The 15,966-nt window shown below is 68.4% G+C and carries 15 protein-coding genes and 1 pseudogene; 6 read left to right on the top strand and 10 right to left on the bottom strand.

The window, feature by feature from the left end; translation table 11 throughout:
- Positions 1–4 precede the first annotated feature (4 nt).
- A complete protein-coding gene (locus ACLIVD_RS13015) occupies positions 5–1,387 on the bottom strand; it encodes a PspC domain-containing protein (RefSeq protein ID WP_477952889.1) in 1,383 nt (460 codons plus the stop codon).
- A 69-nt stretch (positions 1,388–1,456) separates the two neighbouring features.
- Between ACLIVD_RS13015 and ACLIVD_RS13010 the strand changes: the two genes are divergently transcribed.
- Positions 1,457–2,929 carry a PspC domain-containing protein gene (locus ACLIVD_RS13010; protein WP_280782671.1) on the top strand — a complete coding sequence of 491 codons (1,473 nt, stop codon included), beginning with the start codon at positions 1,457–1,459 and terminating at the stop codon, positions 2,927–2,929.
- Positions 2,922–3,149, top strand: coding sequence for a hypothetical protein (locus tag ACLIVD_RS13005; RefSeq protein WP_283333008.1), 228 nt, complete (start codon positions 2,922–2,924; stop codon positions 3,147–3,149). The genes ACLIVD_RS13010 and ACLIVD_RS13005 overlap by 8 nt, the downstream gene beginning before the upstream one ends.
- Before the next feature lie 60 nt (positions 3,150–3,209).
- On the opposite strand, the gene guaA is transcribed toward ACLIVD_RS13005, so the two are convergent.
- The 4 genes from guaA to guaB form a co-directional block, all read right to left on the bottom strand.
- Positions 3,210–4,781: a glutamine-hydrolyzing GMP synthase gene (guaA, locus tag ACLIVD_RS13000; RefSeq protein ID WP_005570997.1), complete on the bottom strand. Its 1,572-nt coding sequence runs from the start codon at positions 4,779–4,781 to the stop codon at positions 3,210–3,212.
- A gap of 64 nt (positions 4,782–4,845) precedes the next feature.
- On the bottom strand, positions 4,846–6,588 hold the full coding sequence (locus tag ACLIVD_RS12995) for a GMC family oxidoreductase N-terminal domain-containing protein (RefSeq protein WP_491932560.1): 1,743 nt from the start codon (positions 6,586–6,588) through the stop codon (positions 4,846–4,848).
- Between the two features lie 209 nt (positions 6,589–6,797).
- Entirely contained in the window at positions 6,798–7,937 is a 1,140-nt protein-coding gene (locus ACLIVD_RS12990) for a GuaB3 family IMP dehydrogenase-related protein (protein WP_005257142.1), read from the bottom strand.
- A gap of 33 nt (positions 7,938–7,970) precedes the next feature.
- The gene (gene guaB / locus ACLIVD_RS12985; RefSeq protein WP_037244801.1) at positions 7,971–9,494 is read right to left on the bottom strand and encodes an IMP dehydrogenase; all 1,524 of its coding nucleotides are present in this window, start codon (positions 9,492–9,494) and stop codon (positions 7,971–7,973) included.
- Positions 9,495–9,737: 243 nt separating this feature from the next.
- Between guaB and ACLIVD_RS12980 the strand changes: the two genes are divergently transcribed.
- Positions 9,738–10,142 carry a DUF5319 domain-containing protein gene (locus ACLIVD_RS12980; RefSeq protein ID WP_005239778.1) on the top strand — a complete coding sequence of 135 codons (405 nt, stop codon included), beginning with the start codon at positions 9,738–9,740 and terminating at the stop codon, positions 10,140–10,142.
- An 85-nt stretch (positions 10,143–10,227) separates the two neighbouring features.
- On the opposite strand, the gene ACLIVD_RS12975 is transcribed toward ACLIVD_RS12980, so the two are convergent.
- The 5 genes and pseudogenes from ACLIVD_RS12975 to ACLIVD_RS12955 form a co-directional block, all read right to left on the bottom strand.
- Complete coding sequence (locus ACLIVD_RS12975; RefSeq protein ID WP_283333006.1) at positions 10,228–11,247, bottom strand: anti-sigma-D factor RsdA; 1,020 nt, start codon at positions 11,245–11,247, stop codon at positions 10,228–10,230.
- Positions 11,231–11,809 carry a sigma-70 family RNA polymerase sigma factor gene (locus ACLIVD_RS12970; protein WP_005239770.1) on the bottom strand — a complete coding sequence of 193 codons (579 nt, stop codon included), beginning with the start codon at positions 11,807–11,809 and terminating at the stop codon, positions 11,231–11,233. Before ACLIVD_RS12970 ends, ACLIVD_RS12975 begins: the two co-directional genes overlap by 17 nt.
- A 160-nt stretch (positions 11,810–11,969) precedes the next feature.
- Positions 11,970–12,803 (bottom strand): hypothetical protein, encoded by an 834-nt coding sequence (locus tag ACLIVD_RS12965; protein WP_283333005.1) that lies wholly within the window; start codon positions 12,801–12,803, stop codon positions 11,970–11,972.
- 34 nt (positions 12,804–12,837) lie between these two features.
- Positions 12,838–13,407, bottom strand: a complete 570-nt coding sequence (locus ACLIVD_RS12960; protein ID WP_491932873.1) for a transcriptional regulator — start codon at positions 13,405–13,407, stop codon at positions 12,838–12,840.
- A gap of 198 nt (positions 13,408–13,605) precedes the next feature.
- Positions 13,606–13,854: pseudogene (locus ACLIVD_RS12955) on the bottom strand (MerR family transcriptional regulator); the annotation flags it as partial.
- 247 nt (positions 13,855–14,101) lie between these two features.
- Here ACLIVD_RS12955 and ACLIVD_RS12950 point away from each other — a divergent pair.
- The 3 genes from ACLIVD_RS12950 (at position 14,102) to ACLIVD_RS12940 (ending at position 15,915) form a co-directional block, all read left to right on the top strand.
- Positions 14,102–14,395, top strand: a complete 294-nt coding sequence (locus ACLIVD_RS12950) for a WhiB family transcriptional regulator (RefSeq protein ID WP_005239766.1) — start codon at positions 14,102–14,104, stop codon at positions 14,393–14,395.
- A gap of 172 nt (positions 14,396–14,567) precedes the next feature.
- Positions 14,568–15,194, top strand: a complete 627-nt coding sequence (locus ACLIVD_RS12945) for a sigma-70 family RNA polymerase sigma factor (protein ID WP_283333004.1) — start codon at positions 14,568–14,570, stop codon at positions 15,192–15,194.
- A 1-nt stretch (position 15,195) separates the two neighbouring features.
- Positions 15,196–15,915 carry an anti-sigma factor gene (locus tag ACLIVD_RS12940; RefSeq protein ID WP_283333003.1) on the top strand — a complete coding sequence of 240 codons (720 nt, stop codon included), beginning with the start codon at positions 15,196–15,198 and terminating at the stop codon, positions 15,913–15,915.
- Positions 15,916–15,966: the final 51 nt, after the last annotated feature.

Below are 15,966 nucleotides of genomic sequence, written 5' to 3'. Positions count from 1 at the left end.
GTGCTCACGCACCCTGACTGAACGGCACGTCCTCGACGCCGGCAGTGTCCGTGTCCTCGGCGGCGCCCGCTGTCGCCCACGTCCGGCCGTTCCGCGGCATGTGGATTCGCACCTCGGTTCCCTTGCCGGGTGCGGACCGCACGTCGACGTGCCCGCCGCGCCGCTCGATCCGTCCACGGATCGACTTCGCCAGGCCCTGACGGTCCGGGGACACCTCGTCGACGTCGAATCCGACGCCGCGGTCCCGGACGAACACACTGACCTGTTCGCGCTCGGCTTCGGCGAACAGGTTGATGTCCGTCTCCCCGGAATGCTTGGCCGCGTTGACCAGAGCCTCCCGCGTCGCACCGAGCACCGCCGTGAAACTCTCCTTCGACAGACCCTCGCCCGTGCCCTCGACGTCGAGCGCCACATCGCCGACCGTCACCGGCCGCACCGTGACGCCGTGATGGTCCTCCACCTCGCCTGCGATGATGCGCAACGCCTCCGCGAGGCTCGAATGGTCGGTGTCTCCCCCACCGAACAACCACTTCCGCAGTTCTCGTTCCTGCCCCCGGGCCAGCCGCGCGACCTCCTGCGGATCGTCGGCCTGCTTCTGGATCAGCGCCAGGGTCTGCAGGACGGAGTCGTGCAGGTGTGACGCGATCTCCTCACGCTCGTCGTTGCGGATCCTGGCGGCACGCTCCGCGCCCAGCGCGCGCCACAGTCGCAACCACAGGGGCACGGTCAGCAGCCCGGCGCCGACGAGGGTGACCACCACGGCCAGCAACGACGAACGCAGCGCAGCCAAGTCGACCTGCGCGAGGATCACCACACCGAGACCCGACACGATCAACGTCACGCCACCGAGGACCCGCGCCCAGGTGAGGACGGTGGGACGCTGCGGCAGCCCGATGACGGTGCGCGGACCTTCCGAATCGAATTCGCGCCACACCAGAGCCGCGCCGACCGCCACCACGATGATCGGCGCGATCACCGAACCGACCCGGCCACTGAACAACCACGACAACGCGGACGCACCGGCAAGGCCGATCGCGATCAGTCCGTACGCTCTCCGCCGCTCGGAGGCACTGGGCTTCTCGGTGTCGGAACCTGCGGCCGTGAAGATCCACAACAGTCCGTAGCCGACGATGCCGGCGCCGGCGAGCGCGGCGAGACACGCGAACGCGACCCGCACCTTCATCACGTCGACGCCCAGCTGATCGGCGATACCACCCGCGACGCCGCCGACGATGCGACCACCGGTCCGGCGTTCGAGCCGCGGCATGGGAATGCCGTCGGGCGGGGCAGGCGCGGTCACGGCGCCCGCGTACTGGGCACCGCCCGCGGACGTGTTCGACACAGGTTGCACATGTTCGATACTGGCACGATCCCCTGGCCACGGCATCAGGGTCCAACCCTGACTTCGGCCCGCGTTCCCGGCCCACCCCGACCGGAAAGATCAGGGTAGTTCCCGATGTACGCGCGCCGCGCCGACCGGAACGATGGTCGTATGAGCAATGGGAGCTTCCAAGAGCAGATACAGGATCTGTGGCGGACCCGGCCGGTGCGGTTGCCGGGCCGTGGTCACGTCGCCGGTGTCTGTGCGGGAATCGGCTACCGCTACGGCGTCGATCCCGTACTGATACGAGTCGCCTTCGTCGTGTCCACCATCTTCGGTGGCGCCGGCGTGCTCCTCTACCTGGCGTGCTGGCTCGCCCTCACGAAATCGGGCGACCCGGCCTCCCCCGCGGAGTCGCTGGTGGGACGCGGTCACAGCTCCGACTCGGGCACCAAGACCATCGTCCTTCTCGTCGCACTGGCCATCGCGCTGAGCACCGTCGGCCCCTTCGGTGTCGGCCTCGGCGGCTCCGGCCTGGTCAGCATGGCGTTGATGCTCGGCGGCCTGTGGCTGCTGTATCAGCGGCAGCCGATACCCCCACCGTTGCCCGCCGGCGCCGTTGCCCCGGGTGTCGGGACCGGGTATCCCGGGACGAGTTTCTCGCCCGGTCAGTTCGGCGCCAACCCGTTCGGCCCCGGCACGTACGGTCCGAGTGCCTACGGTCCGGGTGCGTACGGTCCGTACACGAAACTTCCCGACTCCTACACGCCGAGCACGCCGCCGGCCTCCGGCGAGAAGCCGGCCGACGCACCCACGGAGGCACTGAAGCCCGAAGCTGCTGCCGCCCAATCCGATCCGGTGTCGTTCGAGAAGTCCCCACCCCCGGGTCCGCAGGTCGACGCACCCTCGGCCCCGTTCGCGCCGCTCGAACCGCGACCGCCGGCGTGGGACCCGCTCGGGGTCGCCCCGTTCGCATGGGATCTGCCCGAACCGGCCAGGACCACCGCTCCCGCAGTACAACCGGACCGCACCCACTCCCGCCTGACGACGATGGTGATCGGGTTGGCGATCCTCGCGGCCGCGGCGGCGACCGCGTTGTCGGTCGCCACCGGATCCGACTGGTTGAACCCCGGTCGCATCGGCGCCGTTGCGCTCGCCGTCATCGGAGTGGGGTTGCTGATCGGCGGATTTCTGCGCAAGGGCTACGGACTTCTCGTCGTCGCCGGCCCGCTGATCGGTTTCGTGATCCTCGCCTCGATCGTCGGTTCACTCGACCTGAACAGCGAGAACATGGGCGATCGGACCTGGAACCCGGCGACGGCGGCCGCCATCGAGCCCGCCTACTCCGGCGGATTCGGCAGCTTCACGCTCGACCTCCGGAACGTCACTCTCACCGAGGACAAGACGGTCGACGTCAGTGGGCAGTTCGGTGAGGTCGTGGTGCTCCTGCCGCCCGGTATGAACGTCGAGAACCACTGCACCGCGCAGTTCGGCGACGCGCAGTGTCTCCCGGAGGGCCTCGACGGTGGCGTCGACGGCACGGACGGTCACGTCCTGACCCTCAATGCCGATGTCCGATTCGGAAGTGTGGAGGTGCGCCGTGGATGACATCGACGACACTCAGGGCAGCGAACAGACCCGGACGCGGAAGCGCCCGTCGCCACTACTGCTCCTCGCAGGATTGGCAGCACTCCTGGTGAGCGGCTGGGCGCTCGCGGGGCCGTTCTCGCTGGAACCGCTCGCGAACGTCGGGTTCCACTGGCTGTTCGTGGTGATCGCGGTGCTGGTCGGCGTGGTGCTCGTGTTCGCACCCAACCGGCGGAAGTAGAGACGCAACCGCACGTGCGCGGTGAGCGAGTCCTCGGACTCACTCACCGCGCACAGTGCGTCACTCCCACTCGATGGTGCCCGGCGGCTTGCTCGTGATGTCCAGCACGACACGGTTGACGTCGTGCACCTCGTTGGTGATCCGGGTGGAGATCCGCTCGAGAACGTCGTAGGGCAGTCGCGTCCAGTCCGCGGTCATCGCGTCCTCACTGGACACGGGGCGGAGCACGATCGGGTGACCGTAGGTGCGTCCGTCACCCTGCACGCCGACGCTGCGGACGTCGGCGAGCAGCACCACGGGGCACTGCCAGATCTGACCGTCGAGCCCGGCGGCCGTCAGCTCTTCGCGCGCAATGGAATCCGCGTGACGCAGGATGTCGAGCCGCTCCTGCGTGACCTCGCCGATGATGCGGATGCCCAGCCCGGGGCCGGGGAACGGCTGGCGTCCCACGATTTCCTCGGGCAGACCCAACTCGCGTCCCACCGCCCGGACCTCGTCCTTGAACAGCAGGCGGAGCGGCTCCACGAGCGTGAACTGCAGGTCTTCCGGCAGTCCGCCGACGTTGTGGTGGCTCTTGATGTTGGCCGTGCCGGTGCCGCCGCCGGATTCCACCACGTCCGGGTACAGCGTGCCCTGCACGAGGAATTCGACCGTGTCGCCGTGCGCGGCGTTCTCGCCCAGCACGTCGCTGACTGCGCCCTCGAAGCTGCGGATGAACTCGCGGCCGATGATCTTACGTTTGGTCTCCGGGTCGGACACCCCCGCCAGCTCACCGATGAAGGTGTCGGCGGCGTCGACCGTGATCAGCTTGGCGCCGGTCGCGGCAACGAAATCCTGTTCGACCTGGGCACGCTCGCCCGCCCGCATCAGACCGTGATCGACGAACACACACGTCAGGTTGTCGCCGATGGCGCGCTGCACGAGCGCCGCCGCGACAGCGGAGTCGACACCGCCGGAGAGCCCGCAGATCGCCTTGCCGTCGCCGACCTGCTCGCGGACCTGCTCGACGAGGGCGTCGGCGATGTTCGCGGCCGTCCATGCGGGAGGAATGCCGGCGATCTCGTGGAGGAACCGGCTGAGCACCTGCTGGCCGTGCGGCGAGTGCAGCACCTCCGGGTGGTACTGCACACCCGCGAGCTTGCGGGCCCGGTCCTCGAACGCGGCGACGGGTGCGCCCTCGCTCGTGGCCGTCACCTCGAAGCCGGCCGGGGCCTCGGTGACCGCGTCGCCGTGGCTCATCCACACGGGCTGACTGGACGGCAGCCCCTCGTGCAGCAGACCGCCCTGCACCTTCAGGTCGGTGCGGCCATACTCACGGGTGCCGGTGTGTGCCACCGTCCCGCCGAGTGCGCCCGCCATGGCCTGGAATCCGTAGCAGATGCCGAACACCGGAATGTCCAGATCGAACAGTGCCGGATCGAGTTGCGGCGCACCGTCCGCGTAGACGCTCGACGGCCCGCCCGACAGCACCACGGCAAGGGGATTCTTGGCCGCGATCTCCTCGACGGTCGCGGTGTGCGGAACCACCTCGGAATAGACCTTGGCCTCACGCACCCGCCGGGCGATCAGCTGCGCGTACTGCGCGCCGAAGTCGACGACGAGGACCGGTCTCTGTTGCTCGATATCTGCCACCGGGTCAGTCTAATCGGCGCAGCTCTGTGGTCTGCGCGACCCCATGACCCGGCCCTCTCGCGCCCTATGCAACGCCGTGCTTCTGCGCGTCGGGCACCACGGAGCTGTTGCGGATCTCGACGATCGGCAGCACCAGCGCGGCGGGCGCCCCCGCCGGGACGACCGGTGCGACCGGGGCGACCGGGTTCAGGCGCCGGTATCCCTCGCCCTGCGCCGGACGCAGGTCCTCCTCGCCCTTGTTCGGCCACAACGAGGCCGCACGCTCGGCCTGCGCCGAGATCGTCAGCGACGGGTTGACGCCCAGGTTCGCGGACACGGCCGACCCGTCGACCACGCTCAGCGTCGGGTAACCCCACACGCGGTGGTACGGGTCGATGACGCCCTTCGACGGTTCCGACGCGATCGTGCAGCCACCGAGGAAGTGCGCGGTGAGCGGGATGTTGAACACGTCGCCCCAGGTGCCGCCCGCGCGACCGTCGATCTTCTCCGCGATCCGGCGGGTCGCCTCGTTGCCTGCCGGGATCCAGCTGGGGTTCGGCTGGCCGTGGCCCTGCTTGCTGGTGACCTTGCGCCGACCGAACAGGCCCTTCTTCGTGTACGTGGTGATGGAGTTGTCGAGGTTCTGCATCACCAGCGCGATGATGGTGCGCTCGCTCCACTTGTACGGGGTGAGGACCTTCAGAGCTTTCGGATCCTTCGCGAGTTCCTTGAGGAACGTCATCCACCGCCGGCCGCCGCCGTCGGTCAGCAGCGTCTGCAGCAGCGCCATCGAGTTCGACCCCTTGCCGTAGCGCACCGGCTCGACGTGGGTGTCGGACGTCGGGTGGAACGACGACGTGATGGCGACGCCCTTCGTGAGCTCGAGCGCGGGGTCCACCTTGTTCTTGGCGGCGCCGAGGATCGACTCCGAATTGGTGCGGGTGAGCACGCCCAGCCGGTCGGAGATCTTGGGCAGCGCGCCCGTCTCCTTCTGGTCGAACAGCAGATGCTGGGTGCCCCATGTGCCCGCGGCCAGGACGACGTTCGCGGCGGTGTATGTCTTGCGGTTCCGGTTCTTCCGCGGCCCGCTGCGCCGGGTGAAGACGTCCCAGGTGCCGTCGGACGCCTCGCGCAGACCGGTGACCGTGGTCATCGGGATGATCTCGGCGCCCGCCTTCTCCGCGAGACCCAGGTAGTTCTTGAGCAGGGTGTTCTTGGCGCCGTGCCGGCATCCGGTCATGCATTCGCCGCACTCGATGCATCCGGTGCGGTCGGGGCCGACGCCGCCGAAGTACGGGTCGGGCACGGTCTTGCCCGCTTCACCGAAGAAGACACCGACCGGGGTCTGGATGAACGTATCGCCCACCCCCATGTCCTCCGCGACCGACTTGATGATCTCGTCGGCGGGGGTCATGTGCGGGTTCTGGACCACGCCCAGCATCTTCCGGGCCTGCTCGTAGTACGGCGTGAGCTCGTCGTGCCAGTCGGTGATGTGCGACCACTGCTTGTCCTGGAAGAAGGAGGCGGGCGGCTTGTAGAGCGTGTTCGCGTAGTTGAGCGAACCGCCACCGACGCCGGCGCCGGCGAGGATGAAGCAGTCGCGCAGCAGGTGGACGCGCTGGATGCCGAAGAAACCGAGGGCGGGCGCCCAGAGGAACTTCTTGAGATCCCAGCTGGTCTTCGCGAAGTCCGCGTCGGCGTAGCGACGGCCCGCCTCGAGGATGCCGACCTTGTAGCCCTTCTCGACCAATCGGAGTGCGGTGACACTGCCACCGAATCCGGATCCGACGATGAGGACGTCGTACTCCGTTGCGCGCTGCTTGCTCATCACTCGACCTCCAACGACACCTGAGTTATTACTCGCCAGTATGCACCCCTCGGCTGTGACAGCTGCCACAAGGGTCACCTAACTGTAACGAGAGGTATCAGGAACGGTCGTGATACCCGCAAACGCACGTCGCCCAATGCCTCACCGGTGCAGTTGAACTGCACCGATGTGACATTGGGCGACGAGAGAAGCGGCGGCGAACGGACGCCTCAGGCGCGGACGGTCAGGCCGACCTTCTGAAATTCCTTCAGATCCGAGTACCCCGACTTCGCCATCGAGCGGCGCAGCCCGCCGACGAAGTTCAGCGAACCGAACGGGTCGTCGGACGGACCCGTGAGGACGCGGTCGAGCGACGGACGGTCACCGAACGAGACCGGCAGCATCGTGCCGCGCGGAACCGAGGGATGCGCCGCGGCCGACGGCCAATACCAGCCGCCGCCGGGAGCCTCCGCCGCGACGGCCAGCGGTGCGCCCAGGACTGCGGCGTCCGCGCCACAGGCGATCGCCTTGGCGAGGTCGCCCGAGGAGGTGATGTCGCCGTCCGCGATAACGTGGACGTAGCGTCCACCCGTCTCGTCGAGGTAGTCACGGCGAGCAGCAGCGGCGTCCGCGATGGCCGTGGCCATCGGGAGACCGATGCCCAGCACCTCACCGGTGGTCGTGGCGCCCTCGGTGGAGCCGTATCCGACGATCACACCGGCCGCGCCCGTACGCATCAGGTGCAGCGCGGTGCGGTGATCGCTCACCCCACCGGCCACGACGGGGACGTCGAGCTCGGAGATGAACGTCTTGAGGTTCAGCGGCTCGCTGTCGCCGTGCGCGACGTGCTCGGCGGAGATGATCGTGCCGTGCACGACCAGCAGGTCGATGCCCGCCTCGAGCAGCTGCGGGGTGAGCGCCCGGGCGTTCTGCGGGCTGACCCGAACCGCGGTCGTGACACCTGCGTCGCGGACCTGGGCCACGGCAGCAGCCAGAAGCCCCGGCTGCAACGGCGCGGCGTGCAGTTCCTGCAGCTTCTTGATCGGCGCCTCGACGTCGACGTCCGACTCGGCCAGCGCAACGAGTTCGGCGAGCTTCGCCTCGACGTCCGCATGCCGGCCCCACAGACCCTCACCGTTGATGACCCCGAGGCCACCACGCTTGCCGAGTTCGATCGCGAACGACGGCGACACGAGCGCGTCGGTCGGATGCGCCAGCACAGGAATGTCGAACCGGTATGCGTCGAGCTGCCAGGACGTCGACACCTCCTTGGAGGAGCGGGTCCGGCGGGAGGGGACGATGTCGATGTCGTCCAGCTCATAGGTTCGTCGGGCTGTTCGGCCCATGCCGATCTCAACGAGGTCGCGCACGCGCGCCCCTTTCTCGTGAATCGTGACTGGTTGCTAGCGAGCGGTGTAGTTGGGAGCTTCGACCGTCATCGTGATGTCGTGCGGGTGGCTCTCCTTCAGACCCGCAGCGGTGATCTGCACGAACTGCGCGTTCTGCAGTTCCTCGATCGACGACGCTCCCGTGTAGCCCATGGCGGCCCGCAGACCGCCCGTGAGCTGATGGGTGACCTGGGACAGCGGACCGCGGAACGCGACCCGGCCCTCGATGCCCTCCGGAACCAGCTTGTCCTCGGACAGCACGTCGTCCTGGAAGTAGCGGTCCTTGGAATACGACTTCGCGGCGCCACGGCTCTGCATCGCGCCGAGGGAACCCATGCCGCGGTAGCTCTTGTACTGCTTGCCGTTCACGAGGATCAGCTCGCCCGGCGACTCCGCGGTGCCCGCGAGCAGCGAACCGAGCATGGCCGTCGACGCGCCTGCCGCCAGGGCCTTCGCGATGTCGCCGGAGAACTGCAGTCCACCGTCGGCGATCACCGGCACACCGTGCGGCTTGGCTGCGGCGACCGCTTCGAGGATCGCAGTGATCTGCGGGGCGCCGACACCGGCGATGACGCGGGTGGTGCAGATGGAGCCGGGGCCGACACCGACCTTGACCGCGTCCACACCTGCCTCGATGAGAGCGGCCGCACCGCCGCGGGTGGCGACGTTGCCGCCGATGATCTGCACGCGCTCGTCAACCTCGGCCTTGAGCTTCGAGATCATGTCCAGCACGCCGGCCGAATGACCGTGGGCGCTGTCGACGACGAGCACGTCCACTCCGGCGTCGGTGAGAGCCATTGCGCGGCTCCACGCCTCGTCACCCACACCCACGGCGGCACCGACGAGGAGCCGGCCGTCGCGGTCCTTGGTGGCGTCCGGGTGCTGCTCGGTCTTCACGAAGTCCTTGACCGTGATGAGGCCGGTGAGCTTGCCCTGACCGTCCACGATCGGCAGCTTCTCGATCTTGTGGCGGCGGAGCAGACCCAGCGCCACCTCCGCGGTGACACCCTCCTGCGCGGTGATCAGCGGGGCCTTCGTCATGACCTCGGACACGGCGCGGTTCTGGTCGACCTCGAAGCGCATGTCGCGGTTGGTGATGATGCCGACGAGCTGCCCCGCCTCGTCGGTGACCGGAAGTCCGGAGATCCGGAAGCGGGCGCACTTGGCGTCGACCTCGGCGAGAGTGTCGGACGGCTTGCAGGTGACCGGGTCGGTGACCATTCCCGCCTCGGACCGCTTGACCGTCTCCACCTGCCCGGCCTGGGCCTCCACCGACAGGTTGCGGTGCAGGACGCCCATGCCACCGGCGCGGGCCATGGCGATGGCCATCCGCGCCTCGGTGACGGTGTCCATCGCGGAGCTGACGAGCGGCACTCGCAGCCGGATGTCCCTGGTCAGCTGGCTGGACGTGTCGACCTGGCCGGGGATGACATTCGACGCCGCCGGCAAGAGCAGGACGTCGTCGTACGTGAGACCCAGCATCGCGACCTTGTTCGGGTCGTCACCGCCGGTGTGTACATGCCCTGCTGAACTTGTCATGCGGTTCGGGCCCTCCATGGAACATAGGTGCGGCGCCGGTGGCGCCGTCTGTGGACATTCAGATCTTCGATCTGGTGGAAACTTTCGGGAACACGGATACAAGAAAAAGGCCGGAGCGACGATCGATATTCCCAGCTCCACAAACCATGATATCGGCTCGACGCGATCACCACGGAGCCCACCCACGCTGGGCGTACGCCGAACGGCTGGCGCAGACCGGGCTGACCTGCGTACCGTGGTGCTGTGCGCGATCAACTGCCTCCAGGTCTGCCCCCGGACCCCTTCGCCGGCGACCCCGCCGACCCGTCCGCAGCTCTCGACGCGATCGAACCGGGCCAACCACTCGACCCCCACGAGCGTCTCGCCGTGGAGGAAGATCTGGCCGACCTCGCCGTGTACGAGGCGCTGCTGGCACATCGCGGGATCCGCGGTCTCGTCGTCTGCTGCGAAGACTGCCAGCAAGATCACTACCACGATTGGGACATGCTTCGTGCCAACCTCCTCCAGCTTCTGGTCGACGGCACCGTGCGCCCGCACGAGCCCGCCTACGACCCGACACCCGAGGCATACGTCACCTGGGACTACTGCCGCGGCTACGCGGACGCCTCGATGAACGACGCTCTGCACGGAGACGGTTTCGACGCCTGATCCGGCACAACCCGATACAGACCACTGTGGCCCGACACGCGAAGTGTCGGGCCACAGTGGTCTGTGCGGGAGGGCCGCCGAACCGCTAGCTGGTGGGCGGTAGCACCGGGACCGGGGTCGTGGTGGTGGGCAGCGGCACCGTCGAGGGCTCCTGCGGCGGCTGCTGGGTGGACGGCTCCGTCGCCGGAGTGTCCGAGGGCAGCGTCGGAACCAACATGATCGTGGGATCCGGGCTCATGGGCGGCACCGTTTCGGGCGGAGGCGGCGGCAGCGTGGGCAGCTGTGGCAGCGGGATGGGCGGCAGTCCCGGAATCTGCAGATCCGTCGGCAGGGTTCCCGGCAACTGCTCGATTCCCGGCAGTGTCGTCGAACCGGGTGTGCCCGGCACGGTGGCCGGCAACTCGGTGGCCTGCGTCGGCGCATCCGTCGTGGTGGTACCGGGCGTCGTCGTCGCAGGCGGCGTGGTGGGAGCGATCTTCTCGACCTCCGCGGCGAGCTTCGCCCGCCACACGTCGAGTTCGTTGCGCATGTCGGCGTCGCGTACCCCGCCGGAACGGTCGGCGGCGCCCTCGAGCAGGTTCTTCGCCGCCTCCGCGTCGCCCGAGGCGATCAGCCGCTCGGCCTCCTGCAGCTGCGACGTGGTGTCGATCTGTGCGACGGTCGAATCGGCCTGCTGGCTGAACACGACCGACTTGACGCTCCACAGCGGATCGCCGGGTGCGGCGTTGTACGAGAAGATGGTCGCGCCACCCATGACGACCGCGATCGCGGCGGCAGCGCCTGCGATGGGTCGCAACAAGCGGAGCTTGCTGCGGGCAGCGCTGCGTGCGGAACGGGCGTCCGAGGCGTCGATCGCCGCGATCACGTCGTCCAGCAGCGGCCCGGTCGGCATCGGCGTCGCCACGATGTCGGCGCGCCAATTGGTCAGCAGAAGCGCGAGCTCGTACTGCTCCGGCGAATCCGTTGCGACGGGACCGCCGCCGGCGATCGCGTCGATCAAAGCGTCGTCGCGGCGCACTGCCGCGACGTCCACCGGTGCGTCGTCTCCTGGGAGATCGGCATCGGGATTGCCGTTGCGCTTGATGCCCCTAGCCAAACCTCTCACCTGCCCTCGTCACTTCTTTTTTCAGTTTCGCGATGGCTCGGTGTTGAGCCACGCGGACAGCTCCCGCAGTACTACCCACGGCCGCGGCCGTCTCCTCGGCTGACATACCGACCACGAGGCGGAGGATCAAGATCTCCCGGTGCTTCTCCGGCAGCGTGCTCAGCAGTTCGTTCATCTGCCTGCTTGCTTCCGAGTCCAGCGCCCTCTGTTCGGGTCCGTCATCGTTGGCTACGACATCCGGTACTTCGGCGACGGGCTCCGACTTGTTACGGGCGGAGTTCCGATGCGCGTCGGCGACCTTGTGCGCGGCGATCCCGTAGACGAATGCCATGAACGGCCGGCCTTGATCCTCGTAACGAGGCAAGGCCGTCATCACGGCGAGGCACACTTCTTGTGCCACGTCGTCCGCGGAGAGTTGTCCCCTCTCCGCAGCACCGACCCTGGCTCTGCAGTAACGCACAACCAAGGGCCGAATGTTTTCCAGGACCAGAGCTAAAGCGGCCCGGTCACCCTGCGTTGCAGCGGCGACTGCGGAGTCCAACTCCTCGCTCGTATTAGTCATCGTTGCTGAATATCCTGGCGTTACAGTGGCACCTCCCCCGATGGGTGTGCTCCCGCTCTCAGCGGAACACTCCAAGAGTAACGGTGCGGACCGAACGGTATTCGCCCGGATTCGCAGCGATTCGCGCGCAACCGGGCCGCACGGGGCTCGACCAGCGGAGTCAGATTCGGAAGCGCCCACCTCGCGCCCTGATGACGGCTTCGCACTCCGTACGCACGGCCTCCGCAGGTGAGTCGGATGTCACACCACTCAGCAACATCGCAGCTGCCCACTTCAGAGGTATCAAGCCGTACCGATCGCACCGGTCGAGCACATCCGCGGCAAGCCGCGCCGCCGGACCCGAATCGGGCTCCCCCGTCATGGACGCGCTCCGCAGCAGATCCGATTTGACGCGGTGTCGCGCAGATCCGGCGGCCTCCGAAATTTCCGCAGCGGTCTCGGCGTGGCGGCGCGCCGAGGCGAAGTCTCCGCCCGCGAGAAACAACTCCGCACTCACCCAGTGCCTGCGGACGCGCTGGCGCCACAGCTCGTCGGGAGCACGCTCGTCCAGATGCTCGGAGCACCTGCCGAGAAGCCGCCGGCCCAGTGCCAGCCGGCCGCACCCCAGCGCGTCGGCGGCCAGCCCCGTCAGCGCGTCGCACCGCGCTTCGCGAACCAGGACGCCGTCCTCGTCGCCCGGACGCGTCCCGACGGCGGCGAGAGCCCGGCCGTCGAACCCGGACGCCACACCGTGCCAGCCGAGCTGCCTCAGCAACGACGCCTGCGTGCTCCAGGCGAGCGAGACGACCGCAGGCTCGGCCACCCCGCCCCGCGTCAGTGCGTCCAGCTCTGCGCGGGATCGGGCGTAGTGCCCCCGGGCACCCCACGCCACCGCTCGCATCCAGCGCTCGACGGGAACGTCGGACGCCGGCAGCGGGCACGCGCCCGGGTCGGCGCCGAAAGCCGCGCGGATCAACGAATTCGTGGCGTCGGAACGGAGACTGGAGTCGGGCACGCCGAGATCATCGCATCGTCCGGCCGCCCCGCGGTCAGGTGACCGCGGTGACGGCGTCCACGGCCTCGTCCAGCGTGCCCAGCACCGCGATCGATCGGGGCAGCGACTGCGTCCGGCATCCAGGGCCGCCCGCGAGCATCGTCAACCCGGTGCGCCTGCGGCGGATCGCCCGCAGGAGAGACGGGAGGTCGCATCCGGCGGCGGGAAACCACAGGACGATCGCGTCCGGCTCGGCGTTGGTCACGGCAGCGAGAAGCGCCGACCGGCACAGGGGCAGCGCGATCCGCGTGTCCACCGCGGCCGTGGCCAGGGCGGCGCCCAGGGCCCGGAATTCGAGGCTGTACGGGTCAGCGGGAACTGAGTCCGATAGATCCGCCGGCACGTGCACGAGCAGGACACGGCCACCACCGCCGATCGGCGCGTCCAGCGTCATCGTGGACAGGATTCCTGCGACGCACTCGGCGAATACGCGGACACTCGCAGCCGCAGCCTCCGAATTCCTGCCCTCGTCCGCCCATTCGAGCACCGGAACGACCAGGGTCGTCCACATGGAGCTGAATCCCCGCTCCGCGACGGCCCGCACGACGATCCGCCGGATTGTCACGACGTCTCGCGCCAGCAACGCACCCGATAAATTCCGGACGGACGCCTCGGCGCCGCCGAGGCCGGAAAAGGATGACAAAAGGTTCGACGGGTCTGTTTCCGTCCCGTTCACCGAGTTGTCACCCAGATTTTTCACACCCGGTCGGTGGTCGCTTTCTGACGAATATGTAGCCATTGCGTTAATCGCATATCTCGCGGCCTCCGCGGAGTTTGCACCACCGTCCAGAGCGTGTTGCATGCATTCGAGCCGGGCGACGTCGCGCGGCGTGTATCGCCGGTGACTTCCCTGCGCGTGCACGGAGGGTCCGATGCCGTATCTGCGGTCCCAGGTGCGGAGCGTCGACGGAGCGACCCCGAGCTTTCTGGCCAGGGCGGATACCGAGATCGTCGGTCCCTCGTCCGGGGGTCCGGAAGGGGGCTGGGTGTGAGGCTCCGCGGGCTGGGGCACCCGCACATCGTCGCCCGTGACCGGGGGTCTTTCAACCCGAAACGGAATCACGGAACCGCGGGAAAGTAAATATTTTCCAGGTTAACTTTCAGCTCGTGGGATATGTAAATCGCCACTGTGAACAACTATTGACGCGATTTCACAACCGACTCTACGGTTAGCGACGTGAATGATTAGTGGCTTGAACGTACCTACGAGCCCACGGTCCGCTCGTCGCCCGAGGCGAGCTTGCAGCTAAGGAGTCCACATGCCTGCACCCAACCACCTGCCCGGCCCGAACGCCGATATCTGGGATTGGCAGATGCACGGACTGTGCCGCGGGGTCGACTCCTCGATGTTCTTCCATCCCGACGGAGAGCGTGGCCGGGCGCGCGCGCAGCGGGAGACCCGCGCGAAGGAGATGTGCAGACGCTGCCCGGTCCTCGCCCAGTGCCGCAATCACGCGCTGAGCGTGTCCGAGCCGTACGGGATCTGGGGCGGAATGTCCGAAACGGAACGCGAGATGCACGCCCGGCACAGACGCGGCCGGATAGCCGTCTGACCGCTTCACCACACTCACCGGGGAACCCTCGTCGCCGCGCGGGGGTTCCCCGCGTCACATCGACACCCTCGACACCCATCCACCGCGACGCGGTCTCCGAATGCCTACCGGCTGGAGGAGATGAGTGGATGTGCACGCTACCGTGGTTCTCGATGAAGCGAGACGACCTCCGGTGACGAACCCCGAGGGCAACACTCCAGCGGCCGACGTGTGCTCGGCGGACGCAGCCGGGGCACACCGGGCCCGAACCACCGAATCCACCGAGCTCCACGACACCATGGCCCGCGTCGCGAACGGGGACGCCGACGCGTTCGCCGAACTCTACGACCGGACGAGCGCCCGGGTACACGGCATGGTTCTGCGGGTCCTGCGCGACCCCGGGTACGCGGAGGAGACGACACAGGAGGTCTTCCTCCAGGCGTGGCGCACCGCATCGAACTTCGATCCGGCCCGCGGCTCCGTACTGTCCTGGCTGATGACGCTCGCGCACCGCCGGGCGGTCGACCGCGTGCGGTCGGAGCAGGCGGGCACCGACCGCGAGACGCTCTACGAGACCACCAACATCGCCGGGCCGTTCGACCACGTCACCGAGGAGGTGACCCGCCGGCTCGAGCATCAATCGGTGCTCGCCTGCCTGGACTCGCTCACGGACACGCAGCGTGAGTCCGTCGCGATGGCGTACTACGACGGCCGCACCTACCGGGAGGTCGCCTCCCAGCTGGGGGTCGCCCTGTCCACGGTGAAGACGCGCATCCGTGACGGACTGACGCGTCTTCGCGGGTGCCTGGGGGGTCTGTGACATGAACGACGAACTCGTGGGCATGGCCTACCCGTACGCACTCGATGCACTGGACGACAGTGAGCGCCGCGAACTCGACACCGATCTCGCAACCACCGACGAGGACACCCGCTCCACGTTCACCGACGAGGTCCGGCGGATCCGCGAAGCGTTCGCGGTGGTGAGTGCAGTGGGAGCCGTCGACCCCCCGCCCCGGGTGCGGACGCGAGTCCTCGACGAGGTCAGGCAATCCGCGTCCGGGCCGACATCGCTCACCGAACGCCGCACCCGCCGGCGCCGCTGGCAGGTCGCCGTCGCCGCCGCCGCCGCCGTCGGGGTGCTCGCCGGCGGAACGGTGATCGTCCGGCAGCTCACGGAAGGTCCGGCGCCGACCGTGGCGGAGCAGGTTCTCGACGCCTCCGACGTGCACTCGTCGACGAGTGCGATCGCGGCCGGCGGGTCCGCGACCGCCAACTACTCGAAGTCGCAGGACGCGGTGGTGTTCGTGCTGGACGGTGTCGCCCCGCCCAGCGCCGACACCGTGTACCAGCTGTGGCTGATGCCGGCGTCCGGGGACGCGCCCGTGCCCGCGGGAACCCTCTCTCCCGGAGAGGTGCAGCCGACCACGACGATCGTCCTCGACGACGTGGGGTCGATGTCGAAGCTGGCCGTCACCGTCGAACCGCCCGGAGGATCACCCCAGCCGACGTCGGAACCGTTCGCGGTGCTGCAACTGAGCTGAGCCGGCGCCTGCCGGCAGAAGAAACCCCCGCGCGGTGATCCGCACGGGGGT

It is taken from the genome of Rhodococcus sp. G6(2025) (assembly GCF_058628105.1).
The sequence above is the reverse complement of the archived record's forward strand: the minus strand, read 5'-3'. Positions and strand labels throughout refer to the sequence as shown.